The following is a 26580-nucleotide window of genomic DNA, read 5'->3' as shown; positions in this document are numbered from 1 at the left end:
CCTGCACACCGACCTGGAAAAGCGGGCCCGGCAGCTCGGAGCGGCATTCGCTGCGAAAGACCGAAAGTCGGTTACATCATGGTCGTCGGAATAATATCGGGTTTGAGCTTACAACCCCTTATCGGGCCCACCCACTTCAAGCAGACAGACGCTGACGTTGGCGTCTTCGCTCAGGCGCGAAGCGACCACGCAACCGGCGGACCCACCACCCACGACGATGTAATCAAATTCAGACTTCATGACTCGGCCTCGAGTGTTTCAACAGGCCGAGTCTAGAAATCTGCGGGGGGGCTGACTATCCGAATTCCATCAATCTGCGGGCAGCGCCCCCGGTGATTACCCGTGGGGCCGCAGCCACCCGCAGCGCGCTTGGCGTCAATACAGCTTGGGCGTCGCGCCCGCGTGGGCCTGCCGATGTAGCTCCCACCATGGCCGGGTGGCCGCTGTGCGGCGCACAAGGGAGGGCGGGCTTTGAGCCAAGCGATTCAGCGAGCTTTTCTGCTGGTTCGCAGCAATTTGGGGAGCCACGATCTCGCAAGCGCGGCTGCCCGCAGTACCGCCAGGGTCGCCAAAGTTCAGCACCGTGCAAGCCACAGTGCCCTCCTGCACCGCATATTGCCACCGCGTGCCTTGTCCAAAGCGCACCACCGCCTTGCCATTGACCACGCATTGGCTGCCTTCAGCACCGCACACAGTGCGCGTGACAGGGGTGTTGGGATCAGCAGGGCTCAAGCCACGATCCACCTCTTCGGTGTCCAGAATCCCGTCGTAGTCGCGGTCTAAGGCCAAGCGGTAGTCCGTACCCTTGGCCACTAAGGTGAAGGTGACAGGCAAACCGCCCGCGGCATAGTCCTTCAGCCCTTGCAAAGAGATCACTTCGTTCAAACGATCCGCCTGGAAGCTGCCATCAGCACGCATGACAGCACCGCGCGAGGCGCTGCCGACCGTGGCTTTGGCCATCAGGGCCACATGGGCATTTCCCTTGGCGATGCTGACCATCTGATCCAACAAGGCGCTGTCGGCCATGGGCAAGCTGCCCAAGAGCGTGACCTGGCGGCCAACACCCGCGTGCATGTCTTGCCGCTTCTCAGCACCGACCAGCGGGCCTTCCGGGCCTTCCAGGCTCATCAATTCAGCCAGCATGTCGCTCTGGGCTTCCGCCGTGTTGGTGCGGGCAGCGCGATCCACAGAATCAGACCCGTCGTGGAAGAAGCCCGCACCGGCCAAGGAGCCGCTGGCGTTTTTGGGCAGATAGCCCAAGCGCTTGTAAAAGCCCGCCAGAGAAGGCGCCACAAAGGATTGCCCCAACTCCAAGTTGGCGGCATCGTTGCGTGAGCCTGCGCGCAAATGGCATTGCAGGCAGTTGTTGTTGCGGCTGTTGGTGCCGCGCAGTGCGTTCATCGAGGCACTCGTGACGGTGCGGCCGTCAGCCGCAGGCAGGGTCACCGTGCTGGGTCGCGTGTTGTTGAGCGCGCGATAGGGGTTGGGCGGCAGGTGCAGCGTGTCCAAGAAAGCTTTGAACTTGGCCATATCCGCCGCGCTAGGTGCGGTGTCCAGGCCCTGCAGGTTGACAAAGGTGCTGGAGAACGAGGCCAGATCCGTCTTGTCGCCACGCCAATGCAAGTTGCCATGGCGGCCGATGTCTTGCAGGGTTTGGGTCAGCATCGGGCCCTTCATGGGCGTGACGTTGACCATCTTGCCGCTGTAAGCGCCGGTGAAGTTGTCGGCATCTCGCACGGCCGTGAAGCTGCCGCGCGGGTCACCCAAGTCCCAGGCCAAGCGGTCGGTCTTGCCGTCCACATGGCAAGAGGCGCAAGACGTGTGCCCCGTGCCCGAGCCCAGCATGGTGTCGTACAAGAACGGTCGCCCCGCCTTGATGACCGCCGGCGTGGGGTCGTGGTAAGCCACGGTCTTGATGACTTGGCGGGCATTGAGGTCCAGCACCGACACTGAGCCACTGAACTTGTTGACCACATAGCCCACACTGGCCGCGTCATTGAGCGCAATGCCCGTCGGCCCCTGCCCCACTGGAATGTGGCCCACGCGGTTGCCGGCGCTGTCCATGACCACCACATTGTTGGAGCCCATGCCGGTGATGAAGGCTTGGCTGCCGTCTTGGCGCCAGGCCATGCCGCGCGGGTCGCCAATCGACTGAGCCTTGAGCGCCGGGGCCACGCTTGCACTGCGGTAATCGAGGTGCGGGTTCAGGTCGGCGAACACCGGCGTGCCGCCCGGGTAGAAACCGGTGACCATGACCTTGATGAAGCGGCTGCGCAGGTTGGGCTCATAACGCACTTCATTGAACGCGTCGGTGCCCACCACCGTCACCATGCCACTGGGCGGGTGGATGGACATGGCCATGTTGATGTTCATCAGCCGCTGCTGGTAGCTCACCGCCAGCGAGCTGGTGTCGATCACCGCCACATCGTTGTCCGCCAAGTTCCAGCCGGCCACACGGCCGCTCGCGCTGGCCAAGCCACCGCTGACAAAGCTGGACCAATCGCGCTGGTTGTCGTCTAGCCAGTTGCCGGTGGCCGACTTACGCACAATCAGACTCACCGGCACCGCATTGGCGGGGTTGGCCAGCGGCGGGTTGAAGGCATTGCCCGCATTGGGGGGTGGGTTCTGGCCTTTGTAGGGCCCTTCTGTGCGCGACACCGCGTTGATGCTGTCGCCATTGCGGCCATTCAGCACTGTGGTGCCATTGCCCGATTCAAAGATCGCGGCATAGACCTTGGTGCCGTCCGGGCTCACGGCCATGGCCCGGGGCTCCTCCCCGGCAATCGCCACGCGCTGCGGGGCCGCGGCCAAATTGCTGAGGTCAAACACCTCCACCACATTGGCGTCGGCACACGAGACAAAAGCGCGGTTGCCTGCAAACACCACATCAGCGGGCTCGTTGCTGGTCTTCAGGGTGCGCACCACAGACAAGCCATAGACATCGATGATGCTGATGCTGTCTGACAACTGGTTCACCACCCAGGCCTCACCCGTGCCGCGCAGCCGCACCGACACCGGCTCCAAGCCCACCGGAATGGCCGCCAAATACCGCGGGTTGCGAGGATCGGTGGTGTCGTAGACCTCCACCGTGTGGGCGGCGGTGTTGGCCACCAGCAATCGCTTGTTATCAGTCGCCACATCCAAGGGGTGGACATGAGCGGTCTCGAGGTTGACCGTGCCCTCGGTGGGGCGGGTGTCCGACTGGCTGGCAAAGGGCCAGACCACGGCAGCAATGGCCACTGCGGCCAGACCCAGCGCTTGGGGCCAGCCTAGAAGACGAGGGGGGCGTGACTTGTGCATGGTTTTATCGTTCTTAAAGAATGAGCTGGCGTTCAAGACTGTGCTGCACCAGCCAGCGTAGAGCGGCCACCCACCGGCACCTGCCAAGTGTGATAGCGCGCACCCGGGGTTTGCTGGGCACGGGCGCGAATCTGCTGACCATCGGCCAAGATCTGCGCCACATCGAGCACGGCGTGGCGTTCAATGGGCAAGACCCAGTTCACCTCACCACCGTGCTCCAACACTTTGATGGGCGCGCGCACAGCAAACCCTTGCGTTTGGGCCCAGCGGCCCAGCGCCTTGGCGGCGGGTAGATCGATGGTTTGCACCGTGTGCAAAGACACTTGCGGCTGATTCAGATGTAAACCATGCGCCGAGAGCGCCTGCAGCGAGGCCGATACAAAGCCGTGGCTGAGCACATCGTCTTGAGCGGGCGCTTGGGGCGGTGCTGGGCTGCCTGTTGCAGCGAAAGCTGCGGTTGGGTCCATAGCGGCCGGGACATTCTGGGCCGTTGGGACGGCCTCTGGCGGGGGATGCCACAGGCCACTAGACGAGGCCGCTGTTGCCATGGGCGGCGCTCCAGCCACTGTGCTCAGGCTGCCGCCGGCAGCGGGCGCGGACAACACCCACCAAGCCGCGGTGGCGGCCAATCCCAACGCGCCTAAGCCGGCCCAGGCCAGAGAATACCGATCTACGCTTTTGCCCACGTCACACCCCGGGCGCCGGAGCGGCACCTGCAGGGCGCAAGTGTATCAATTTGTGTAAATTTGCAAGCCCGGGGAGGCCCCTAGCCGTGACTTATTGCGGCGCCAAGCGGCCTCAGGCGACCTGCAAGGCCATTCGCTCAGCTCTGAATCAAGCCACTTCAGTCGCTCGGCGTTCGGCCTGTCGCGCCTCGCCCGGCGCCCCCGCGCAACTCTCAGCTTGGTCGCAGCTTGCACAGAAGGCTTCGGCCTGTGCAGGGGTCATGGGCTCAGTCAGCCCCATGCAGGGCGCGTCCTCCGCGTCTTCGGCCCTATTGCGAACGACCGAGCAACCCATGAATCCACCACCAGCCAGCCCGACGATATAGGCAGTTTTGGCCACAGGTAGCATGGTGTTGGCATCGAGTTGTCGATAGTCAATCCATCCTTCCTGCTCGGGCTGGTTCAAGATGGCAAAGGCCTTTTGCAAGAAGTCTTCCACCATTTCCACCGAGCCATTCGGGAACTCGTAGATGTTGCGGCCCACCCATTGGGGTTTGACGCCATAGGCCAAGCAAACGCCTTCATCATCCCAAGCAAAAACGTACATGCCACGGTCATGCCATGGGCCGTTGACCTCATTGAATTCTCCAGCCGCGTTTTCCCATCCAACGGCAGACACCAACTCTTTGGCATGCAGAACCATAGCCTTAGCTTCGTCGGCACTGCCCTCACGCAGCTTCACCGGCTTGACAGAGCGACTCAAACTGGCAGCTTGATCCAGGAGGGACGCAGCTGCCAGCTCACAGCGCTCCACCGCTGCAGCGCCTTCTTGGGTCAGCCCCTGCAGCGACAGTATCTCCGCAGACACTTGCTCTAAGCCGGCGCTCTGTTCGGTGCTCGCATTGGTCACGCTATGCAAGCGCTCCAGCACTTGCTGCACACCGGTCTGTAAGCCGATCAGCGATGCGCCGACCGTTTGAATCTGCTGTGACGTGGACTCCACCTGATTGTTGGTAGTGTCAATCAAGTCGCGCACCTCGGCCGCAGCGGCCACGCAGCGCTGAGCCAACTGGCGGATCTCGGCGGCCACCACCGAGAAGCCCCGCCCGCTCTCCCCTGCTTTGGCAGCTTCCACCGAGGCGTTCAAAGCCACCAGATTGGTTTGGAACGCGATGTCATCAATGACGCCGTTGATCTCTGCCACCCGCTTAGCGCTGGCTTGCAAGCAGTCCATGGACTGGACCGCGGTCATCATCGCAATGTTGCCGTCTTTAGCCTGCTGGTGAAGGGTGTCGGTCAGTTCGCTGATCTGACTCACACCGTCAGCAGTGGTGGCCACTTGCCCGACCAAGTGCTCCATCACCTCTACCGACTGTCGCAGGCTGTGGGCCTGGGCATCGGTGCGGTGAGCCAAAGACACCCCCTCGGAGGCGACAGTCTGGCCGGCTTCGCCCAAGCGGGTGGCGCTGGTCCGAATGTCCGCCACCAGGGCCGACATGTTTCGACACAGCAATTCCACCAGGCCACCCATCTGGGCCACCTCGTCCTTGCCCCGAATATGAACAGGAATGGCCAGATTGCCCGCTGCTGCTTGCTCAAGGTTTCGCACCAAGGCCATGGTGGACCCGACAAAACTGCGGAAGAACAGCCAAGAGATGCCGCCTGCCCACAAAAGCGCCGTGGCCACCATCAAGGTGGCAATGAGTTGCGACTGGTGTTCTTGGTCAATGCGCACCTGCAGCCCATCACGCAGCTCGCGCAGCAACTCGGCTTGCAAAAGGGTGACCGCGTGCAAAGCTCGCCCGCCGGCGGCTGCGGCCTCCTTGGGGTCTGCGTCGATGGCTTCAGCCTCCATGGCCGCCCGGGCAAGCTGTGCCGCATCATCGATCTGACGATAGCTGTCTGCCCATTGGCCGGGCAACTCGCCGCCGCTGCGCTTCAGGGCTTCGAGACGGCCCCGAACATGCAGCAAGCTATCGCGGGTCTCGGCGCTCAATGCCGTGACACGTTCGCGGTCTGCAGTGCTGGCGTCGCCACGCGTCAGCACACTCACCGTCGCGGCGCGTGAACGCCCGGAAGCTTCTTGGAGCGATAGCAGGCGCTCGACCACCAAATCCATCAAGAAATAGGACGGTGCATCGGGGTCAAACAGCAAGCCAGAGCGCTCCGCCACACGCAGATTGAACTCCCTGAGGCTGGCCGCTGCCCTGCTGTGGACGACATCAAACTGGCGGCGGTCTTGGGCTTGCGGGTCATGCGTTAGACGCATCACCGGCTGCAGGGCCAGCGTCAGATCGCGTGAAAGGTCAGCAAGCGGCCCACTGGCCACCACGGCTTCCAGCTTGCTGGCACTCTGCTTCAAGGTCTGCAGTTCCGCTTGCACTTCAGTCTTGAGCAAGGCGGGGTTGGATTCCGGGTTCTGGCTCGCGGCCGCTGCAGCACCCCGAACTTGCTCCACCTGCGCAGCCACAGCGGCCACTTGCTGCACCACCTCCAGCCCTTGCAACTCCTGCTCTGTAAAGTCGATCATTCGCTGGTGTTCCCGCCATTGCAGCGTCAGCAGCACCAACAGCGGCAAGACGAGCGCCAGTACCAGCGCGCCCACTTTGTGAGCCAGCGGCCTGTCCCGCATCAGCTCAATGGCGCGTCTAAGAATGGAGTTGAACAAGGGCATGACTGTGGCCGCAGGACTTAGGTGAACACAAAGTGCTGGATGGAGCGCTTGAGGTTGTCGCCGTGGTTGCGCAGGTCGGCTGAGGCATGGGCCAGTTGCTCCACCATGCGAGCATTGCCGTCAGCAGAGCCTTCGACATCGCGCGTGATGCCGACCACCTCCTGAGACTGGTCGCGTCCGGTTCGCGTCAAGCGGACAATGTCGCCCACGATGCTGCTGACCTCGCTGATGCGTTCATCCGTATGGCGCACCGATTCGTCCACTCTGTCGGTCAGCATGGCACCTTGCTCGATCTCGCTGATGGACGCATTCACGATGTCGTGGATCTTGCGGGCCGCATCTTCGCTGCGGCGGGCCAAATCGCGTACCTCTGCGGCCACCACGGCAAAGCCTTTGCCTGCGGCACCGGCACGCGCCGCCTCGACAGAGGCGTTCAGCGACAGCAACCGCGTCTGGTGTGCCACCACCTCCACCAAAGTGATGACCCGGGCGATATCGCGGCTGTTTTGGCGCAAACCCTTCATGCAGTCTTGCAGCTCGCCCATGGCCAACCGGCTGCGCCGGGCGTCTACACGCACATCGCGCATGTGCTCGGCAATGCGCTCCACCTCTACGTCGCAGCGGTTCATGGCGTCCATGAAGACCCGCGCGCGTTCGCCAACATCCCCAATGGCCTGGCGGATGTCGGCCGTTCGACCCGACAGGCCAGCGTTGCCGTTAGCCACCTCTCGGGAGGCGTGAGAGACGGCCGCCACCCCTTGAGTGACGGCTTCAAACAGTGTGTTCATGCGCCGCACAGAAGCGGCCAAGGAGGTCATGGCCTCGCCAACTTCGTCGGTGCCTCGGGCCTCAGGCCTCTCGCTGAGGTCGCCCTCCGCCACGGCGGCAACCCGGCTAGACAACTCCTTCAAGCCTCCCCCCACGACCTTGTTCATGCAGATCATGAGGTACATGGCCAAACCCAAGCCCAGCGCGATCGCGCCCATGCCTATTTGAATCTCCCGTCTCAGCTCTTCTTTCAACAACAAGACCCGGGCTTCAGTCTGCGCGCTGACTTGGTGCAAAAGTCGCTCGGACATGACAATGGCTGCTTCTGTCTTGGTACGGAACCCTGCGGCATCCACCCCCGCCGCGAGATGAACCTCTTGAGCAGACTCCACTTGAATGCCGGCCTTCACAAGCGCATTGATCATCGAGCGAACACTGCGCAAGCTGTCGTTGAGCGTATGGACTTGATCTGCACTGACATGGCCTGCAGCCACCGCCCATTCGGCATCGCGCTCTAATTGCCCCGTCTCCAGATCCAGCATGGCTGAGAGCTGCATCAAGCGATGCACACTGCTCACTTGCTTGGCCTTGCTTTGGTAGATCTGAAGCGAGGCCCCTATGCTCAGGTGCAAATGACGCATGACAGAGGGCAGCGTCTCCAGGCCCGCATGCAGCAAGGCGGTCAGGTGCGAATCGCCCAGTGATTCGAAGTCTGCCAGCCGCAGCATGCGCATGCGCAGGGCTTCCAGTCTTTGCATATAGACCGCCATGGCCCGGTGGGCGGCCGGATTGAAGGCACCAGGCTTGGCACTGTCCACCAGCAGCTTCAGCGTGGCAACGCGCTGCTCGTTCAACAAGGCGAGCTGCGCGCTCAGCCCATTGCCCAAGCTCTCGTGGGCCGCGAACTGCGCTTTCAGCGCCTCGAACACCTGCTGCTCTTCGGCCAGCACCTTGCTCATCGACTCCGAGTTGTCATTCAGTACCGACTGCTTGAACGCCACGCGCTCCACATCCTGTCCCAGATCTTGGGCTTTGTGCAGGGCCATGACCAAGGCCAAACCGCCCTGAGCGCGGGCCATGTCGCTGACCTGGCGTTGGTGGACCTGCCAGTCGTGATAGAGCATCAGGCCCAAAGGGAAGATCAAGCTGACCACCACCAACAGCGCCTTGCCCCTGAAGCGCAGGCCTTGCATCAGCCGAACGCCAGGGGTCCAGATACCGTGATAGCGCACGCGATCCAGACTTTGCCGAAGCGCCGCCAATCGGGCATTGCCGCGAAGGTACTCGAGGATTCTTTGGGTCCACATCCTGAACATCAGGTCGCTCTCGGTAATTGGACACACCGCCCCAACGCAGGAACGGCTCTGGGCAGATCGTAGAGGCGCCCCTCTTGATGCGATGGGCGAAGAACGCCTGGAAATCCGGCCTGATCTCAGGACTGTTTGCGCAGTTGGCGCTACAGACTGCGGCGCCGTGTCCGAAAACCCCCGGAACGGCTGAATTTCAACCCTCTGGACTGGTCGACCTCATGAACGTGCTCAGACGCATCAAGCTTTGGCAAAAATTCGGTGTGCTAGGCGCACTGGGCGCAATCGCCTGCGCCATTCCGACGGCTTACATCCTGAAGGAGCACCACGGCCAACAGGTGACCGCCGAGGCCGAGGACCTGGGCTTAGACCCCATGCGGACAGCCTTCTTGTTGCAGCGCCATTTCCAGGCCCATCGCGCCCTGGCGGGGCAGCGTGATGCAGATGAGGAGCGAAGAGCCCAGGCTGAGAAAGCCAACGCAGCCCTGTCCACCTTGGAAGCGCAAGCCAAGGAGCGTGACTACACCAAAACCACAGCCGCCATCGCCGAGACACGTGCGGTATGGTCTGCGCTGTCGGCCAGCACCGCCGCCAAAGGCGACTCCGCCCCAGCCAGCGCCGAAAGCTACAGCGAGTTGCTCGGCAAGCTCCACCTTGTGATGGAGGGTGCAGCCGATGACTCTGGCCTGATCCTGGACCCCAAGCCTGAGACCTACTACGCCATCACGGCCTTCAGTGGTCTGCTGCCGCGCGCAGCCGACGACACCGCACTGCTTCGCCTGCGTGGAGCCCATATTTTGTCATCCGGGCAAGCCCCCAGCGCCGCTGACAAGGTCGAGATGCTGGCTTTGCTGCGCACGGTTCAGATGGAGCGTGACCGCGCTTTCGCACAGTTCGACAAAGCGGCCGCCGCCGACGAGGCCATGAAGCAGGCCCTGGAGGCGGCCCAGAAGTCCGCTCTAGCGCAGTCCGACCATTTCCTCGCACTGGTAGCGCAGCAGTTCTCGGAGCCCGCCCCCAAGTTGTCCAGCGACGACTTCTTGCGCGCTGGTGCGGCCAGCAACGACAGCATGCTCAAGCTGACGGAAACCGCGGTCGGGGCAGTCGAGTCGCAGTTGCATGATCGCATTGCCAACCTCAACAGTCAGCGTCTGATGATCATCGCCGGCTTGGCTGTGCTGGCCCTGGGCTTCTTGGCCACTGCACTGGCCATCATTCGTTCAGTGACGCGTCCGTTGAACATGGCCATCGCAGCCGCTGATGCCGTGGCCTCAGGGGATCTCAGCCACACCATCAGCGACCAGGGGTCAGATGAAGCGAGTCAGCTGCTCAAGCGCTTTGGCCAAATGCAGCTCATGCTCAAGGAGCGCAATGATCGTGAGGGAGCTGCCGCCGCCGAGAACGCCCGGGTGAAGCAAGCGCTGGACTCCTGCACCACGAACGTGATGATCGCCGACGCGGACTCGAACATCGTCTACATGAACCAGTCGGTCACCGACATGCTCAGCCAAAACGAGATGGAGCTGCGCAAAGCCCTGCCCGGCTTTGAAGTGCGCAAGGTGGTCGGCCAGAGCTTTGACAATTTCCACCGCAACCCCGCGCATCAGCGCGGCTTGCTGACCAATCTGAAGAACACCCACAAGGTTCAGATCAAAGTTGCCAACTTGCACTTCTCGCTGATCGCCAACCCGATCTTTGATGAGCAAGGCCTGCGCATCGGCACTGTGGTGGAGTGGAAGGACCGCACGGCTGAGGTGGCCGCTGAGGCCGAGATCTCCGGTATGGTCAAGGGTGCCACCGAGGGTGACTTCGCCTCACGCCTGAGCGTCGAAGGCAAGGAGCCCTTCTTCGCCACGCTGGGTCGCTCGTTCAACGACTTGATGGACACGGTCAGCAAGACGATTGTGGATGTACGCTCTGCCGCTGATCAGTTGACTTCGGCCTCCGCGCAGGTGTCGTCGACCTCGCAGTCGCTGTCGCAATCGGCCTCTGAGCAAGCGGCCAGCCTGGAAGAGACCACCGCCTCGCTGCAAGAAATGGCCTCTTCGGTGAAGCAGAACTCTGAGAACGCTACTGTCACTGACAGCATGGCGTCCAAGGCCGCCAAAGAGGCCGAAGAAGGTGGCGACGCCGTGGCCCGCACCGCAGAGGCCATGAAGTCGATTGCCACCAAGATCTCCATCATTGATGACATCGCCTACCAAACCAATCTGCTGGCCTTGAACGCCGCCATTGAAGCCGCCCGTGCGGGCGAGCATGGCAAGGGCTTTGCCGTGGTGGCCGCCGAAGTGCGCAAGCTCGCAGAGCGCAGCCAGGTGGCCGCCCAGGAGATTGGTCAACTGGCCACCACCTCGGTGAGCTTGGCCGAGAAGGCGGGCAACCTGCTGGGCAATATGGTGCCCTCGATCAACAAGACCTCGGACCTGGTGCAAGAGATCTCGGCGGCCTCCAGCGAACAGGCCAGCGGTGTGTCTCAGATCACCTCGGCCATGGACCACCTGAACACGGCCACGCAGCAAAACGCCTCCGCCGCCGAGCAGCTCTCGGCCACGGCCGAGGAGTTGTCGGCCCAAGCTACCCAGTTGCAAGAGCTGATGTCCTTCTTCCAGGTGGTCGATGACGGTGCACCGCGCCGCGACGGTGCCCGATCGGGGGGCAAGCCTGCAGCGCGCGCTGCCAACAAGTCTCGGGCTCATCGCTCGCAGCCCACTGCCGCCGATGAGTCGGTCAGCGAAGACGCCTTCGCGCCCTTCTGAGCCCCCGCGCAATCACTCTTAGCGCCGCACATCAGCCCCGCCTTGGTGCTCACGTTGGAGTGCCAAGGCGATCTCTTTGGGGCCGCTCATTTCGCCCACTCTCCCGCCAATAGGCAAAGAACGCCTTGATTTGCGGCCTGATCGGACGACTGTAGGGCAAGCCCGCGCTACACACTTGCGCCGAATGTCCGAAAACTCCACAGGGACCCGCACAAACCGAGCTGTGCGCCATGAGTCCGGGCACCGTGCCACCTAGGAAATCCCGAGTCGGAGCACCCGTCAATGGTTCAATTTTCACCCGCCCCCAAGGCTGCTGACACTGAGTCCACTCCGCGCCTCACCAGCGTGCGTGTCGTGACGTTTGGCGCACTGGGGACATTTGCCGTTGCCCTAGGCAGCGCGCTTCACTCGCTGGGCAATGGCTATACCGCCGCCGCCGCCTTGGTGGTGGGCGGCTTGGGCGCAGGTCTGGCGTGGCGCTTTCTAGAGCAGCGGCGTGTCGCCGAGACAGAGTCTCTCAGGGCCGACCCGACCACGCCAGTCACGGCGGCCGCCACACCGGCCAATAATCTGGCGCGCCAAGTGGTGCCCATCTGGCGGCGCAATGTGGACACAGCACGCCTGCACGCTGAACAAAGCATGACGGCCTTGTTGGAGAGCTTTGGCTCGGTGTCTGCAGAGTTGGACCAAGCCTTGAGCGTCAGTGGCAGTGACCTCTCGATGGACTCCGAGTCGCTGGACACCTTGATGCAGCGGCATGCCCCTGATGTAGAGCGTTTGCTGCAAAGCACGCGCCAGATCGCTTTGGTCAAGAACACCATGATGACGGGTGTGACCGAGCTGGCCAACAGCCTTGAGGAAATGCTGCGTCTCAGCAAAGAGATCCAAACCATCAGCCGAGCGACTCGCTTGCTGGCTTTGAATGCCTCGGTCGAGGCTGCCCGTGCTTCGGGTGCTGGCGCCTCGGCTTCGGGCTTTGCGGTGGTCGCGCAGGAGGTGCGCAACCTCGCCAATCAGTCCCGGCAAGCGGGCGCTGCCCTGGGCAAGCACTTGGCCGACATGCAGGAGCGAGTGCGCTTGATCCGCCAACAAGGCGCGCACCTCAACACCTCGGATGACGAGTTGGTGCTGCAGTCGGAACAAAACGCCCGCCATCTGGTGGGAGGCTTGCTGGCCAGCATCTCCGACGTGTCGCGCGCGCAGCGCACCTTGCGCGAAGCGGGCACCCAGGTGCAATCCGAAATGGAGCGGATTCTCGTCAGCCTGCAGTCGCAAGACCGCATGAGCCAGATGTTGGTGTCTGTGACCGACGACATGACCCGCTTGCAAGACTGGCTGGAGGGCGGCGAAGACGAAGCCGCCAGCTCCATCCCGCGTTGGCTCGAGCGCTTGGAAGCCAGCTACACCATGGAAGACCTGCGTTCCTCTCATCATGAGACGGCTCAAGTCAATAAGTCTTCCTCCGTGGAGTTCTTCTGACATGAGAGCCCGCACACCCTGGCAACACCCACCGGCAGGACCACCATGAAGCGCCCCTCAAGGTGCTCCCTGAGCACCGCCTTCGCAATGGATTCAAGGACGAATTACTTTTTCTCAGGAGAGATGCAATGAGCAAGACCATCATGGTGGTGGACGATTCCGGCAGCTTCAGAACCGTGGTTAAGCTGGCCCTTCAAAAGGCGGGCTATACCGTGGTCGAGGCCTGCGATGGCAAAGATGCCGTCGGCAAACTCAATGGCCAAAAACTCAACCTGATTGTTTGCGACGTGAACATGCCGCAAATGGATGGTCTGACCTTTTTGCGCCACCTCAAGACCACCACCGCCTACAAGTTCACGCCGGTCATCATGCTGACGACCGAGTCCCAGGAGTCCAAGAAGGCGGAGGGCAAGGCCGCCGGCGCCAGAGCCTGGATCACCAAGCCCTTCCAGCCCTCGCAGCTGGTGGATGCGGTGAACCGTCTGTGCGTCTAGGCCAGAGCAGCACCACGCCATGAGCACCGTCACGCTGCACGGAGAACTGAGCATCGGCTATGCCGCGCAACAGCGCGAGCAGTGGCTCGCGGCTTGGCCCACGAGTGAATCTAACTGCGAGTTGGATCTGTCCGCGATCGAGGCCTGTGACAGCAGCGGCGTGCAGTTGCTGATCGCAGCCCAGAAGTCCGCCACCCAGCGCGGCGGTCAGTGTGTGATCACCGCCGCGTCAGACGCGGTTCGTCAAGCCCTGAAGAACTACGGCCTGATGAGTCTGCTGGACGGTGTAGACCAGGAGCGCGCTTCATGATGCATGACGACGAAGAGATACTGGCCATTGCCAGGGCCGGCTTCTTGGATGAAGCCTCCGACATGTTGCGCCAGTTTGAACAGGCGCTCTTGATCATGGAGGAGAACCCTACTGATGCTGAGAACTTGAACGCTGCGTTTCGCGCGGCGCACACGATCAAGGGCACTGCGGGATTGTTTGGTTTTGACGCCGTGGTGCACTTCACCCACGAGGCGGAAACACTGCTCGAATGCTTGCGCTCTGGACAGTTGGCCGTCAATGAGCACCTGACGGCCTTGCTGCTGCGCAGCCGGGATCAAATGGAAGCCTTGCTGGAGGAAGTCCGCAGTGGCGAAAGCGACCCCGAGGTGGCTGCGGTGAGCGTCTCTCTGGGCGCCGAGTTGCGCGCCGCCATGAGTCGGACTGCCTCCACCGCTTCAGCCGCCGCTACCTCACCCGCTGCAGCCGCCGCAGCCGCTGCGCCAGCGCCCGCCGAGCTGCCGCAAGGCTCGGGGTACTGGCACATCTCGCTGAGGTTTGGGCTGGATGCACTGCGCAATGGCCTGGACCCCTTGGCCTTTATCCGCTACCTGGATTCCTTAGGCACGGTGCAGCATATGCACTTGCTTCAAGAAGCTATTCCCGCCCTGGAGGGTATAGACCCCGAGAACTGCTATGTGGGCGTAGAGGTGGCCTTCGACAGCACTGCATCGCAGCAGGCCATTGAGCAGGTCTTTGACTTCTGCCATGACGACTGCGACGTGGTTGTACTCGCCCCCAATGCCGATGCGGCAACCCGCCAGGCACTGCTGACGCGCCGCACAGAGGCCCCTGAGGCCCGCGAAGCGCTGGCTGCACTGTGGGATGACATGGGCCTGGCAGCGCCTGCCGTCGACATGGACCTGCTGCCCGAGCCTGAGCTTGAGTCGCCCGCCGAGAGCGCTGACGCTGTGGCCACAGAGACTACAGCAAGTGCTCCAAAGGCCGACAGCGCAGTGGCCGCCCCCATCACGGCGGCAGCACCGAGCGGGAAAGCGGCCCCCAAAGAGCGCAAGAGCGAAGAGTCTCGCTTCATCCGCGTGCGGGCCGACAAGCTGGACCGGCTGATCGACCTGATCGGCGAGCTGGTGATTGCCAGCTCGGGTGCCCAGCTGGTGGCTCATACCGAACAGTCGCCCTCTTTCATGGAGGCTGCACAGCGCATCAGCGACATCGTGGAAGAAGCCCGTGACGGTGCGTTGGGCTTGCGCATGGTGCCGATTGGCGACACCTTCGCGCGCTTCCACCGCGTGGTGCGCGACTTGAGCAAACAGCTGGGCAAAGACATTGAGCTGGTGATCACGGGCGGCGATACCGAGCTGGACAAGTCCATGGTCGAGACCATTGCCGACCCGCTGATGCACTTGGTGCGCAACAGCTTGGATCATGGCATCGAGCCGACGGAGCAGCGGATTGCCGTGGGCAAGTCTGCGCAAGGTCGGCTGGCCTTCAATGCATACCATGAGTCCGGCTCCATCGTGATTGAGGTCAGCGACGATGGGAAGGGCTTGGACCGCGATCGCATTTTGAAGAAGGCCATCGAGCGCAACCTGGTGCCGCATGATGCCGCCTTGGACGATGAGGCGATCTATCAGCTCATCTTCTTGCCAGGCTTCTCGACCGCAGAGGCCGTCACCAATGTGTCAGGACGCGGTGTCGGCATGGATGTGGTGAAGCGCAACATCGAGTCGCTGCGCGGACACATCCGGGTGGCCAGCCAGCCGGGGCGCGGTGCGACCATGCAGATCCGCCTGCCGCTGACGCTGGCGATGATTGATGGCTTCCTCACCATGGTGGGCGATGTGCATTACGTGCTGCCGCTGTCGGTGGTGTCCGAGTGTATTGACGTGCCCCAAGAGTGCTTGGCCGACCCGGCCCGGACCTGCGGCACCTTTGACTTACGCGGCGAGGTGCTGCCCTACCTGGACCTGGCCCGTTTCTACGGTGTCGAGCCAGGCCTGGCACGACGCCGCAGCCTGATCGTGGTGCGTGATGGGGCGGTACGCATCGGCTTGGTGGTGGATCGCTTGCTCGGGGAACACCAAACGGTGATCAAACCCCTGGCAGGCATCTTCCGCCACATCAAAGCGCTGGCTGGTAGCACCATTTTGGGCTCTGGCGCCGTCGCCCTGGTCTTGGACATGCAAGGCGTTCTTCAAGCCGCCACCCGACAAGACGCACGCTTGGCACCTAGCTCAGGTGCTTTCTCTCAACGCATAGGCTCAGACGACAAGGTCGCTGCCTGATCAACTCTCATCGTATCGAGGTCAACATGGCTATCAAATCTAACTTTGGCATGGGTCGCAAGCTCCAGGTCGTGGGCGTGTCGCTGGCTGTCCTGATGGGTGGTCTGGCGGCTTTCTCTTGGGGGCGGCTGGACGAGGTGCGCAATCTGAGCGCCGACGTCAAGTCCAACCGCGTACCTTATCTGCAGGACGTTGCAGACGTTGAGCTCAATATCACTCGCTCATCGCTGCAGGTTCGGCATGCCATGCTGGCACGCAACGACAAGGAGCTGCAGGCTACTTTGGCCGACATTGGCGAGAAGAAGAAGCACATTGACGCCGTCGTGGAGGGCATCGGGAAACGAGCCGTCAGTGCCGGAGAGCGCGAAGACTATGCGGCGATCAAAACAACGCTGACAAGCTTTTGGTCTGTCGCAGGCCAGAACGTCGCCCTGATCACCTCCGGACAGAAAGATGCGGCCGTCGACATGTTGGTCGACAAGACCATTCCCGCCCGCAACGTGGTCTTGACTGCTTTGGCAGAGAAAAAGAAATACGTCTCTCAAGCACTCGACAATGAGATGGCAGAGGTAGACAAAAAGGCCGCCATGATGGCCCAGTTGATCACCGCCATGGTGACGCTGTGCGCTGCCACGATTCTGATTGTGGCTTGGATGACGGCAGCGGGCATGCGCCGCCGCGTCGGCGAAGCCCAGCGCGTGGCCGATTTGGTGCGGGATGGTGACCTCACCACAGACATCAAGGACGCTCGCAATGATGAGTTCTCGCCCTTGTTGGCCAGCATGAAAGTCATGCAAGCTCAGCTGAAGCAGCGCACCGATAGTGCTGCGGTGGTGGCCGCCGAGAACTCCCGGGTGAGGCAAGCGCTGGATTCGTGCACCACGAACGTGATGATCGCCGACGCAGACTCGAACATCGTCTACATGAACCAGTCGGTCACCGACATGCTCAGCCAAAACGAGATGGAGCTGCGCAAAGCCCTGCCCGGCTTTGAAGTGCGCAAGGTGGTCGGCCAGAGCTTTGACAACTTCCACCGCAACCCAGCGCATCAGCGCGGCTTGCTGACCAATCTGAAGAACACCCACAAGGTGCAGATCAAGGTCGCTAGCCTGCACTTCTCGCTGATCGCCAACCCGATCTTTGATGAGCAAGGCCTGCGCATCGGCACTGTGGTGGAGTGGAAGGACCGCACCGGTGAAGTGGCGGCTGAGGCTGAACTCTCCAACATGGTCAAGGGCGCTGCTGAAGGTGACTTCGCGTCTCGCCTTTCCACCGAGGGCAAAGACCCCTTCTTTGCCACCCTGGGTCGTCTGTTCAATGAGCTGGTGGAAACCGTCAGCAAGACGATTGTGGATGTGCGCTCTGCCGCCGACCAGTTGACCTCCGCCTCGTCCCAGGTGTCGTCGACCTCGCAGTCGCTGTCGCAGTCAGCCTCTGAACAGGCCGCCAGCCTGGAAGAGACCACTGCCTCGCTGCAAGAAATGGCCTCTTCGGTGAAGCAGAACTCTGAGAACGCTACCGTCACCGACAGCATGGCCTCCAAGGCCGCCAAGGAAGCCGAAGAAGGGGGCGACGCTGTGGCCCGCACCGCCGAGGCCATGAAGTCGATTGCCACCAAGATCTCCATCATTGATGACATCGCCTACCAAACCAATCTGCTGGCCTTGAACGCCGCCATTGAAGCCGCCCGTGCCGGCGAGCACGGCAAGGGCTTTGCGGTGGTGGCGGCTGAAGTCCGCAAGCTGGCGGAACGCAGCCAGGTGGCCGCGCAAGAGATTGGTCAGCTGGCCAGCACCTCGGTGAGCTTGGCTGAGAAGGCCGGCAACTTGCTGAGCAATATGGTGCCCTCGATCAACAAGACCTCGGACCTGGTGCAAGAGATCTCGGCGGCCTCCAGCGAGCAGGCCAGCGGGGTGTCACAGATCACCTCGGCCATGGACCACCTGAACACCGCCACGCAGCAAAACGCCTCGGCCGCAGAAGAGCTCTCCGCCACGGCGGAAGAACTGTCGGCGCAGGCCACGCAGTTGCAAGAGCTGATGGCCTTCTTCCAGGTGGCCGATGACGGTGCACCGCGCCGCGCCGGTGCCCGCTCGACAAGCAAGCCTGCAGCGCGAACTGCCAACAAGTCTCGGGCTCACCGCTCTCAGCCCACTGCCGCCGATGAGTCGGTGAGCGAAGACGCCTTCGCGCCCTTCTGAGCGTCGCACACTGATCCCCCAAGACGCCCCACACCATGAGAACAAATCTACCGGTCACCCAGCGCGAGTACAGGCTGAGAGAAGGCTCCGCCATTGTGTCGCGCACAGACCTGAAGGGGCGCATCACCTACGTCAATCCAGACTTCATTGAGGCCTCTGGCTTTGTGGAGTCTGAGTTGATCGGGCAGCCACACAATCTGGTGCGTCACCCTGACATGCCGGAGAGTGCCTTTGCCGACATGTGGACCACGCTGAAGGCTGGACGCCCATGGACTGGGATGGTGAAGAACCGGCGCAAAGACGGAGACCACTACTGGGTGGTCGCCAATGCGACGCCGGTGACCGAAGGGGATCAGGTCGTGGGGTATATGTCGGTTCGCACTGCACCGACCCGTGAGCAAGTTGAAATGGCCGAAGCGCTCTACAAGCGCATCCGGGAGGGGCAGGCAGGCCATCTGATCATCCGCGAAGGCTCCGCCGTCAGCAATGGTCCGGCGGCCAAGCTGGTCGCCATTCCCATGGCCGTGGCACACCAAGGCTTGGGCACCAAGTTCGCCCTTCTGGGCTTGGGGAGCATCGCCACGGCCACCTTGAGTGCAGCGGCCGGCCGGGCGCAATCGTCGCTTTGGGCGACGGCGGCAGGCCTGTGTGCCTTGGCCACGCTGGGAACGGGTGCGGTGATGGCCCGCCGTCTGACCCACACTGTGGGCGAAGCGAAACGGCATTTCGAAAACTTTGCCCAGGCGCGCTTTGATGGCGTGGTGACGACCGAGGGCAAGGATCAACTCTCTGAAATGATGTTGGCGCTCAAGCGGGTTCAGATCCGGCTGGGCTTTGAATTTTCAGACATCAAACGCCTTGCTGCTGAATCCAACCGCGTTCGCCAGGCCCTGGATACCTGCACCACCAATGTGATGATTGCCGACACTGATTCGACCATCATCTACATGAATCAGTCTGTCACAGACATGCTGAGCCGCAACGAAGCGGATCTGCGCAAAGCCATGCCAGGCTTCGAGGTCAAGCGCATCGTGGGCTCCAGCTTTGACAGCTTCCACCGCAACCCCGCCCATCAGCGCAGTCTCTTGGGCAGCCTGACGGGGGTGCATAAGGTGGAGATCAAGGTCTCCGGACTAACGTTCCAACTCATTGCCACGCCCATCATCGATCCCAAAGGCCAGCGCCTGGGCACGGTGGTCGAGTGGAAAGACCGCACGGCCGAGTTGGCGGCAGAGCGGGAGTTGTCTGGCATTGCCGAAGGCGCCTCTCAGGGCGACTTCTCGCAGCGCTTGGCCACCGAGGGCAAGGAGCCTTTCTTCGCCACACTGGGTCGGGTCTTCAACGACCTGGTGGAGACCGTGAGCCGCACCATTGTCGAAGTTCGTGCGGCAGCCAACCAATTGAGTGCTGCCTCCGGGCAAGTGTCTTCGACCTCGCAATCGCTGTCCCAATCCGCCTCAGAACAGGCTGCCAGTGTCGAGCAGACCACGGCCTCACTGCAACAGATGGCATCCTCGGTGAAGCAGAACGCAGACAACGCGGGCATCACCGACCGCATGGCCGGCCAAGCCGCACGGGAAGCCGCAGAAGGTGGCCGCGCAGTGGGCAGCACGGTGGACGCGATGAAGTCCATCGCCACCAAGATTGGCATCATCGATGACATCGCCTACCAGACCAATCTGTTGGCTTTGAATGCCGCCATTGAAGCGGCCCGGGCCGGTGAACACGGCAAGGGATTTGCCGTGGTGGCCGCCGAGGTGCGCAAACTGGCCGAACGCAGCCAAGTGGCTGCGCTCGAGATCAGCCAACTCGCGGGCTCTTCCGTCACACTGGCTGAGAAGGCCGGCACATTGCTCAGTGGCATGCTGCCCTCTATCAACAAGACCTCTGAGTTGGTACAGGAGATCGCTGCGGCTTCGTCCGAGCAATCGGGCGGTGTGGCGCAAATCACCTCGGCGATGGACCACCTCAACACCGCCACTCAGCAGAATGCCTCTGCCTCTGAAGAGCTCTCTGCCACGGCCGAAGAGCTGGCCGCGCAGGCCACCCAATTGCAAGAGCTGATGGCCTTCTTCCGCTTGGCCGTGGATGACGACGGCCTGTCGGTTCCGTCGCGTCACGGCGCGGCCCCTCAGCGCAGCCACACGCCCAGCACAGCCCGCCGCAACACCGCTCAGCCTACTGCCAACCAACGGGCACGCGATGCCTCCAGCCACGATGTGGATGAGGCCGCCTTTGCCCCGTTCTGAACGAGATTGAACGACCATGCAAGCTACTCTAGAACGTGATGTCGATGCGCCCGCAGAAATGCGGCAGTTCTTGCGCTTTGTGTTGGCCGACGCCGTCTTTGCGGTGCCGATTGACTCGGTGCGAGAAATCCTGGAGTTAGGGCCTACCACGGCCTTGCCCATGATGCCCAGCTTTGTGCGCGGCGTGATGAACCTGCGCGGTGCCGTCGTGCCCGTGATTGACCTGGCCGCACGCTACAACCTGCCCCCGACCATTCCGGGGCGTCGCACCTGCATCGTGGTGGTGGAAGTCACCCCCAGCGGCGAGCATGACGGCCCGCGTCAGGTGCTGGGCTTGTTGGTGGATGCAGTGCATGAGGTACTGGAGGCCTCTACGGCTGACATGGAAGACCCCCCCGCCCTGGGCACGCGCATCTCACCGCACTACATCGCGGGCATCACCCGCGCCCACGGCACCATGGTCTTGGTGCTTGATCTTCCGCGCTCCCTCGACGATGAGGAGCTAGCGCGGCTCATCGCAACCGATTCCGCCCATGCTTAACCCGCAAACAAGGAGCCCAGCATGAGCCTGTCACAGGCCTCATTCGATGCGGTGGTCGACCTCTTCCACGACATTTCCGGCATACGTCTCACCCCCGCCAAGCGTCCGCTGGTCGAGGGTCGGCTGCAGAAGCTGGCCCAAGACAAAGGTGTCCGCAGCCTGGATGCCTATGTCCATCAGCTCTTGGACGAGCAGGACCCGATGGAGATCGTGCGAGTGGTCGACAAACTGACGACCAACGAAACCTACTTCTTCCGAGAACCCCAGCACTTTGAGTTCCTGGCGCAGGAACTGGCGCAGCACAATAAATCGGAGCCCTTCCGAGTGTGGAGTGCAGCCAGCTCGTCTGGCGAGGAGGCCTACAGCATAGCCATGCTGCTGTCTGAGAAGCTGGGGGCCAACGGCTGGGAGGTCATCGGAACAGACCTCTCCACGGCCATGGTCAGCTCGGCGCAGCGCGGCCTCTACACCATGGAGCGCGCGCGCTTTGTACCTAAAGAGTACTTGAAGCGCTACTGCTTGAGAGGCCAAGGGGAACACGACGGGCAACTGCTGATCAGCAAAGCGCTCAAGGCCAATGTGCACTTCAGCAGCGCGAACCTGACCGAGAAACTCCCTGACCTTGGTCGATTTGATGTCATCTTCCTGCGCAACGTGCTGATCTACTTTGATCCACCGAGCAAGGAAGCCATTGTGCGAAGAGTCATCCAGCTTTTGAAACCCCATGGCTATCTCTTCACCGGTCACGCCGAATCGCTCAGCCATCTCGACCACGGCCTCAAAGCCGTCCGCACAGCGGTCTACGAGAGAAGCTGAAAGCGGCATTCACGGCTGGGTCCCGGCCACGCCGGGACAGAGCCTGTTTTTAATGCCGGGCCAGTGGCACTTTGGCAGCCGCGTGGCCAGCCTGCGCACCTTGCTGGGCTCGTGTGTGGCCGTCACCCTTTGGCACCCAGAGCGCCACTGGGGTGGCATGTGCCATTTCTTGCTGCCACAACGCCGAGACCCCCAACCCGGCCAGATGGATGGACGCTACGGCGAAGAAGCGATTGAGCTGTTGGTCCAAAGCCTTAAGCGGGCCCGGACTCAGCCGTCTGAGTACATCGCGCATTTGTATGGCGGCGCCGACACCATGCCGGACCAAACGGGCGTCAAGCTCAATGTCGGCGAGCGCAACATCGAGATGGGCTGGACCTTGATCGACAAATACGGCTTCCAACTCGATGGTGTGGATGTGGGTGACCATGTGCCCCGTACCGTGACCCTCAAGCTGGAGACCGGGGAAGTACAGGTCAAGCGTGGCAGCCGCCACGCCTAACGAAGGAGAACAAGATGGCTATCAAGGCAATGATCATTGATGACTCGGCAGTGGTGCGAAAGCACCTCTCCGATTTGCTGACGGCGGGCGGCATCGACGTTGTGGCCACCGCTCAGGATCCCGTGTTTGCGTGGCCCAAGCTAGACAGTGCCGCGCCAGACGTGATCGTCTTGGACGTTGAAATGCCCCGCATGGACGGCATCACCTTCTTGCGTAAGCTGATGGCCGAGCGCCCCACGCCTGTGGTCATGTGCTCGACCCTGACCGAGGCGGGTTGCGAAACCACCATGCAGGCACTGGCCGCAGGCGCAGTGAGTTTTGTCACCAAGCCGCGCTTGGGCCTGAGAGAGTTCTTGGGAGAGCGCTCAAATGGCTTGGTCGATGCCGTCAAGGCAGCAGCCAAGGCCAACTTAAAGGCTCTGCCCCGCTCTGCACCCGCCCCTGCGGGCGGCAAGCCGGCCCCGCGCCCCTTTATCGCGCCGCCCACGGCCCAAGGTGCCATGGCCGAGACCACCGATCGGGTGGTGGTCATTGGCGTCTCCACCGGCGGCGTGCAGTCCACTGAAGTTGTGTTGCGCGCCCTGCCCCGCAACACGCCGGGCATCATGATCGTGCAGCACATGCCCGAGAAGTTCACCGCGTCCTATGCGTCACGCTTGAACTCTTTGTGTGAGATTGATGTGATGGAGGCTAAGGACGGTGATCGCCTCATCCCTGGAAGGGCCCTGATTGCACCGGGGGGCAAGCACATGCGCATGCGCCGCAGTGGTGCGCAGTACCTCGCAGAAGTGGTGGACGGCCCCTTGATCAATCATCACCGCCCCTCAGTGGATGTGCTGTTTCGATCCGTCGCTGCTCAGGCAGGTCGCAACGCCATCGGCGTGATCATGACGGGCATGGGGGATGACGGTGCCCGCGGCCTCAAAGAAATGCACGAAGCAGGCGCCGTCACCGCCGCGCAGGACGAGGCAAGTTGTGTGGTCTTCGGTATGCCCAAAGAAGCGATCCGCCTCGGCGGCGTGGATCACGTGCTACCGCTGAACAACATTGCCGAGTGGATCCTGCATACCGCCTCGCAGCGAACGCCCGCCAAAAAAGGCTGACGACAACACCGCCCCGGTCGAGTGTTCAGCTCAAGCCTGCCGGAATGGCAGGCGTGAAGACATCGACATCCCCACACTGCGCCCTGTGAAGCATGGCATGGTCGATCAAGACCAAGGCCAGCATGGCTTCCACAATCGGTGTCGCCCGAATCCCTACGCAGGGGTCGTGGCGGCCGAACGTCTCGACCGTGGCGCTCTGCCCATGCAAATCAATGGAGCGCCGGGGGACGCGTATTGAACTGGTCGGCTTGATGGCCACATTCACACGCAGATCCTGTCCGGTAGAAATGCCGCCCAAGACACCGCCGGAATGGTTGGACATGAAACCTTCTAAGGTCAGCTCGTCGCCGTGCTCGCTGCCGCGTTGTTGAACGGCGTTAAAGCCTGCACCGATCTCTACAGCTTTCACGGCATTGATGCCCATCATGGCGTAGGCGATATCCGCGTCGAGTTTGTCAAACAGCGGTGCACCCCAACCGACCGGCAGCCCAGAGGCTTCAACATGCAGACGGGCACCCACGGAATCACCAGACTTGCGCAAGGCGTCCATCGCGGCCTCCAAAGCGTCTATGCCTTGGGCCGTGGCGGCAAAGAAGGGGTTGTTATCCACCTCACTCCAGTCCTCGATGGGAATTTCCACCGAGCCTAGCGCTGTCATACAGCCACGGATAGAGATGCCGTGGCGCTCACGCAGCCACTTGCGGGCCACGGCACCCGCAGCCACCATGGGCGCGGTAAGGCGGGCCGAACTGCGGCCACCGCCCCGAGGGTCACGGATGCCGTACTTGTGCCAGTAGGTGTAGTCGGCATGCCCTGGACGAAAGGTCTGGACAATATTGCCGTAGTCCTTGCTGCGCTGATCGGTGTTGCGAATCAGCAAGCAGATGGGGGCGCCAGTGGTCTTGCCTTCGTAGACGCCCGACAAGATCTCGACCGAGTCTGGCTCATTGCGCTGGGTGACGTGCCGGGAAGTCCCCGGTCTGCGTCGATCCAGCTCGGGCTGGATGTCTGACTCCGACAGCTCCACATTGGGCGGGCAGCCGTCGATCACACAGCCAATGGCCGGCCCATGACTCTCCCCAAAATTGGTGACGCGAAACAACTCGCCAAAAGTGCTGCCAGACATGATGGGGATGGTTGTGGACGCAGTCGTCCAGCAGGATGAAACAAGGTTCCGATTCTATCGGCCTGCCGTGCTGACGATGAGTTACCAAGACTTTCAGGCCTCATTTCACGGTTTGAGCGGCGGTGTGAATATGTCACAGTCAAACCGTCCTGGCGCGGTGTTTGGAGGTTGCGCCAGCGCACCACCACGATGCCAACGATGCACGACCTGTTTATTCGCTCACGCCGGGCTCGCCCTGCGGGCCTCGGCCTCTTGCTGGCCGGCCCGCTGGCCTGCAGCCCCGCCCTGGCCGCCCTGCCCCAGGCCGGCCCAGAAGGCCTGTCTTGGACGGCCGTTGCGGCGCTCATGGCTGCCGCCGCAGCCGCCGGTGCCGGGGCTTACCGTGCCTCTCACCTGTCCCGCCAGCAGCCACCGAGCGAAGGGGCTACCGAAGCGCGCACCTCGGAGCCCTCTTCACACACGGCCCCGTCGATGCTGGACCAGAGCAACCAGATGTTTGGCTGGGTGGATGACACCGGTGTGGCTTTGCACATGAACCGCACCGGCTTGCTGTGGCTGCGCGCGACCGACCTGGCACAGGCGCAAACGCAGGCCATTTGGACGCTGCCTGGACTGTCCACCGCCGAGCAGGCGGACAGCCTGCAGGCTGCTTTAGCGCGCGCCAGGGCAGGCCAGGCGAACCGCATTGAAATGAGGTTGGCCCCAGAAGGCCAAGAGCCGCGGCATGTGGAGATCCACTTGCGCGCGGTGGCCGGTGGCGCAGCGCCCAACAGCCCCTGCGTGTTGATCGAGGGCCGCGACGTCACGTTGCGGCGCCAGACTGAAGACAAGCTGATGCTGGCCGCCACGGTGTTTGAGCAAGCCCGTGAAGGCATCATGATCACCGACGCCAAGGGCGAGATTCTGTCGATCAACCAGGCGTTCAGCGACATCACGGGTTACAGCACCGAGGACGCTCAGGGTCAGTACCCTGGCTTATTGACCCAGGCCCTGGAGCGCCCTCAGGTGCACCGTCGCATTCGTAGCGCCCTGGAGCGCAAAGGGCATTGGCAAGGCGAGCTGCGCAGCCTCAGGCGCAACGGGGAAGTTTTTACGGCTTGGGTGTCCTTGACCCGCCGCATGAGTGCAGATGGCCAGCCGACTCACCTGATTGGCATCATCAATGACATCACCCGCTCTAAAGAGGCCGAGCAAAAGCTGCATCGACAAGCCCACTACGACCCGCTGACCGACCTGCCCAACCGCCGACTGTTTGAGCAACGCTTGCAGCGCGCGATGGAGAAAATGGGCCGCGATGCCGAGCCGGTGGCGGTGCTGTTCATGGACTTGAATCAGTTCCGCGACATCAACGACAACTTCGGTCACCGGATGGGCGATGCCGTCTTGGTGGAGATGGCCCACCGGCTGCGCGAGGACTTGCGCGAGGCGGATGTCGTGGCCCGCTTGGGCGGCGATGAGTTCGCCATCTGTTTGCCCGGCGCCCATGCTCAGGCAGCCCATCAAGTGGCCATGAAGCTTCAAGAACGGCTGGCGCAACCGTGCCTGATGGACGGCCACGAACTGAGCTTGACGGCTTCCATTGGGATTGCGATGTACCCGGACGACGGCGACAGCGTGGAGCTGATCGCCCGCAATGCTGAGACCGCCATGTATCGCGCCAAGCAGGAGGGTCGTGGCGCGAGTTGCTTCTTCACCGAAGGGATGCAGCCGCGCTCGGTGCGCCACCTGCAACTCGAAGCCCACTTGCGCCGCGCGATTGAGCGCGATGAGCTGCTGCTGCACTATCAACCGCAGCTCGACACGCTGACGGGGCGCGTGGTGGGTTTGGAGGCCTTGGTTCGTTGGCGCCACCCCGAGCTGGGCATGGTCTCACCCGGAGAGTTCATTCCGCTGGCCGAGCATAACGGCCAAATCGTGGCCATCGGCGAGTGGGTCATGCGCACGGCTGCCCAGCAAATGAAGACCTGGATGGACCAAGGCTTGCCGCCTTTGGTCATGGCCGTCAATTTGTCAGCGGTTCAGTTC

At 62.3% G+C, this 26580-nt stretch carries 16 protein-coding genes and 2 pseudogenes; 12 read left to right on the top strand and 6 right to left on the bottom strand.

Annotated elements, in window-relative coordinates; genetic code table 11:
* Positions 1-120: 120 nt before the first annotated feature.
* The 5 genes and pseudogenes from ACIQ3Q_RS19390 to ACIQ3Q_RS19370 form a co-directional block, all read right to left on the bottom strand.
* Positions 121-240 (bottom strand): annotated as a pseudogene (locus ACIQ3Q_RS19390) (lycopene cyclase family protein); the annotation flags it as partial.
* A 135-nt stretch (positions 241-375) separates the two neighbouring features.
* The gene (locus ACIQ3Q_RS19385; RefSeq protein WP_396270845.1) at positions 376-3300 is read right to left on the bottom strand and encodes a YncE family protein; all 2925 of its coding nucleotides are present in this window, start codon (positions 3298-3300) and stop codon (positions 376-378) included.
* Positions 3301-3332: 32 nt separating this feature from the next.
* Complete coding sequence (locus ACIQ3Q_RS19380; RefSeq protein ID WP_396270844.1) at positions 3333-3767, bottom strand: ribonuclease E inhibitor RraB; 435 nt, start codon at positions 3765-3767, stop codon at positions 3333-3335.
* 367 nt (positions 3768-4134) lie between these two features.
* Positions 4135-6639, bottom strand: a complete 2505-nt coding sequence (locus tag ACIQ3Q_RS19375) for a methyl-accepting chemotaxis protein (RefSeq protein WP_396270843.1) — start codon at positions 6637-6639, stop codon at positions 4135-4137.
* Positions 6640-6656: 17 nt separating this feature from the next.
* Positions 6657-8723 (bottom strand): methyl-accepting chemotaxis protein, encoded by a 2067-nt coding sequence (locus ACIQ3Q_RS19370; protein ID WP_396270842.1) that lies wholly within the window; start codon positions 8721-8723, stop codon positions 6657-6659.
* A 212-nt stretch (positions 8724-8935) separates the two neighbouring features.
* Between ACIQ3Q_RS19370 and ACIQ3Q_RS19365 the strand changes: the two genes are divergently transcribed.
* From ACIQ3Q_RS19365 to ACIQ3Q_RS19315, 11 genes and pseudogenes are all read left to right on the top strand, one after another.
* Positions 8936-11470: a methyl-accepting chemotaxis protein gene (locus ACIQ3Q_RS19365; protein WP_396270841.1), complete on the top strand. Its 2535-nt coding sequence runs from the start codon at positions 8936-8938 to the stop codon at positions 11468-11470.
* 282 nt (positions 11471-11752) lie between these two features.
* Complete coding sequence (locus tag ACIQ3Q_RS19360) at positions 11753-12949, top strand: methyl-accepting chemotaxis protein (RefSeq protein ID WP_396270840.1); 1197 nt, start codon at positions 11753-11755, stop codon at positions 12947-12949.
* 128 nt (positions 12950-13077) lie between these two features.
* Positions 13078-13443, top strand: a complete 366-nt coding sequence (locus ACIQ3Q_RS19355) for a response regulator (RefSeq protein WP_396270839.1) — start codon at positions 13078-13080, stop codon at positions 13441-13443.
* Positions 13444-13459: 16 nt separating this feature from the next.
* Positions 13460-13753 (top strand): annotated as a pseudogene (locus ACIQ3Q_RS19350) (STAS domain-containing protein); the annotation flags it as partial.
* On the top strand, positions 13750-16017 hold the full coding sequence (locus ACIQ3Q_RS19345) for a chemotaxis protein CheA (RefSeq protein ID WP_396270838.1): 2268 nt from the start codon (positions 13750-13752) through the stop codon (positions 16015-16017). The pseudogene ACIQ3Q_RS19350 and the gene ACIQ3Q_RS19345, both read left to right, overlap by 4 nt.
* 26 nt (positions 16018-16043) lie before the next feature.
* Positions 16044-18218 carry a methyl-accepting chemotaxis protein gene (locus ACIQ3Q_RS19340; RefSeq protein ID WP_396270837.1) on the top strand — a complete coding sequence of 725 codons (2175 nt, stop codon included), beginning with the start codon at positions 16044-16046 and terminating at the stop codon, positions 18216-18218.
* 35 nt (positions 18219-18253) lie between these two features.
* On the top strand, positions 18254-20467 hold the full coding sequence (locus ACIQ3Q_RS19335) for a methyl-accepting chemotaxis protein (RefSeq protein ID WP_396270836.1): 2214 nt from the start codon (positions 18254-18256) through the stop codon (positions 20465-20467).
* Between the two features lie 16 nt (positions 20468-20483).
* On the top strand, positions 20484-21008 hold the full coding sequence (locus ACIQ3Q_RS19330; RefSeq protein ID WP_396270835.1) for a chemotaxis protein CheW: 525 nt from the start codon (positions 20484-20486) through the stop codon (positions 21006-21008).
* Positions 21009-21029: 21 nt separating this feature from the next.
* Entirely contained in the window at positions 21030-21824 is a 795-nt protein-coding gene (locus ACIQ3Q_RS19325) for a CheR family methyltransferase (RefSeq protein ID WP_396270834.1), read from the top strand.
* A 52-nt stretch (positions 21825-21876) separates the two neighbouring features.
* On the top strand, positions 21877-22326 hold the full coding sequence (locus ACIQ3Q_RS19320) for a chemotaxis protein CheD (protein WP_396270833.1): 450 nt from the start codon (positions 21877-21879) through the stop codon (positions 22324-22326).
* 14 nt (positions 22327-22340) lie between these two features.
* Positions 22341-23429, top strand: a complete 1089-nt coding sequence (locus ACIQ3Q_RS19315) for a chemotaxis response regulator protein-glutamate methylesterase (protein ID WP_396270832.1) — start codon at positions 22341-22343, stop codon at positions 23427-23429.
* Between the two features lie 25 nt (positions 23430-23454).
* On the opposite strand, the gene aroC is transcribed toward ACIQ3Q_RS19315, so the two are convergent.
* Positions 23455-24555 (bottom strand): chorismate synthase, encoded by a 1101-nt coding sequence (aroC, locus tag ACIQ3Q_RS19310; RefSeq protein ID WP_396270831.1) that lies wholly within the window; start codon positions 24553-24555, stop codon positions 23455-23457.
* A gap of 198 nt (positions 24556-24753) precedes the next feature.
* Between aroC and ACIQ3Q_RS19305 the strand changes: the two genes are divergently transcribed.
* Positions 24754-26580 (top strand): putative bifunctional diguanylate cyclase/phosphodiesterase (locus ACIQ3Q_RS19305; RefSeq protein WP_396270830.1); only part of this gene is annotated, 1827 nt, incomplete at its 3' end.

It is taken from the genome of Ideonella sp. (genome assembly GCF_044358605.1).
GTDB lineage: Bacteria > Pseudomonadota > Gammaproteobacteria > Burkholderiales > Burkholderiaceae_C > Ideonella.
Note: the sequence above shows the minus strand (reverse complement) of the source record. Positions and strands in the feature narration are given on the sequence as shown.

Excerpts from the sequence above, each read along its gene's own strand:
- ACIQ3Q_RS19380 (WP_396270844.1), bottom strand. The coding sequence starts at position 3,767 with ATGGACCCAACCGCAGCTTTCGCTGCAACAGGCAGCCCAGCACCGCCC.
- ACIQ3Q_RS19375 (WP_396270843.1), bottom strand. The coding sequence starts at position 6,639 with ATGCCCTTGTTCAACTCCATTCTTAGACGCGCCATTGAGCTGATGCGG.
- ACIQ3Q_RS19325 (WP_396270834.1), top strand. The coding sequence starts at position 21,030 with ATGAGCCTGTCACAGGCCTCATTCGATGCGGTGGTCGACCTCTTCCAC.
- ACIQ3Q_RS19345 (WP_396270838.1), top strand. The coding sequence starts at position 13,750 with ATGATGCATGACGACGAAGAGATACTGGCCATTGCCAGGGCCGGCTTC.
- ACIQ3Q_RS19355 (WP_396270839.1), top strand. The coding sequence starts at position 13,078 with ATGAGCAAGACCATCATGGTGGTGGACGATTCCGGCAGCTTCAGAACC.
- ACIQ3Q_RS19360 (WP_396270840.1), top strand. The coding sequence starts at position 11,753 with ATGGTTCAATTTTCACCCGCCCCCAAGGCTGCTGACACTGAGTCCACT.
- ACIQ3Q_RS19330 (WP_396270835.1), top strand. The coding sequence starts at position 20,484 with ATGCAAGCTACTCTAGAACGTGATGTCGATGCGCCCGCAGAAATGCGG.
- ACIQ3Q_RS19320 (WP_396270833.1), top strand. The coding sequence starts at position 21,877 with ATGCCGGGCCAGTGGCACTTTGGCAGCCGCGTGGCCAGCCTGCGCACC.
- ACIQ3Q_RS19340 (WP_396270837.1), top strand. The coding sequence starts at position 16,044 with ATGGCTATCAAATCTAACTTTGGCATGGGTCGCAAGCTCCAGGTCGTG.
- ACIQ3Q_RS19385 (WP_396270845.1), bottom strand. The coding sequence starts at position 3,300 with ATGCACAAGTCACGCCCCCCTCGTCTTCTAGGCTGGCCCCAAGCGCTG.
- ACIQ3Q_RS19315 (WP_396270832.1), top strand. The coding sequence starts at position 22,341 with ATGGCTATCAAGGCAATGATCATTGATGACTCGGCAGTGGTGCGAAAG.
- ACIQ3Q_RS19370 (WP_396270842.1), bottom strand. The coding sequence starts at position 8,723 with ATGTTCAGGATGTGGACCCAAAGAATCCTCGAGTACCTTCGCGGCAAT.
- ACIQ3Q_RS19365 (WP_396270841.1), top strand. The coding sequence starts at position 8,936 with ATGAACGTGCTCAGACGCATCAAGCTTTGGCAAAAATTCGGTGTGCTA.
- ACIQ3Q_RS19335 (WP_396270836.1), top strand. The coding sequence starts at position 18,254 with ATGAGAACAAATCTACCGGTCACCCAGCGCGAGTACAGGCTGAGAGAA.
- aroC (WP_396270831.1), bottom strand. The coding sequence starts at position 24,555 with ATGTCTGGCAGCACTTTTGGCGAGTTGTTTCGCGTCACCAATTTTGGG.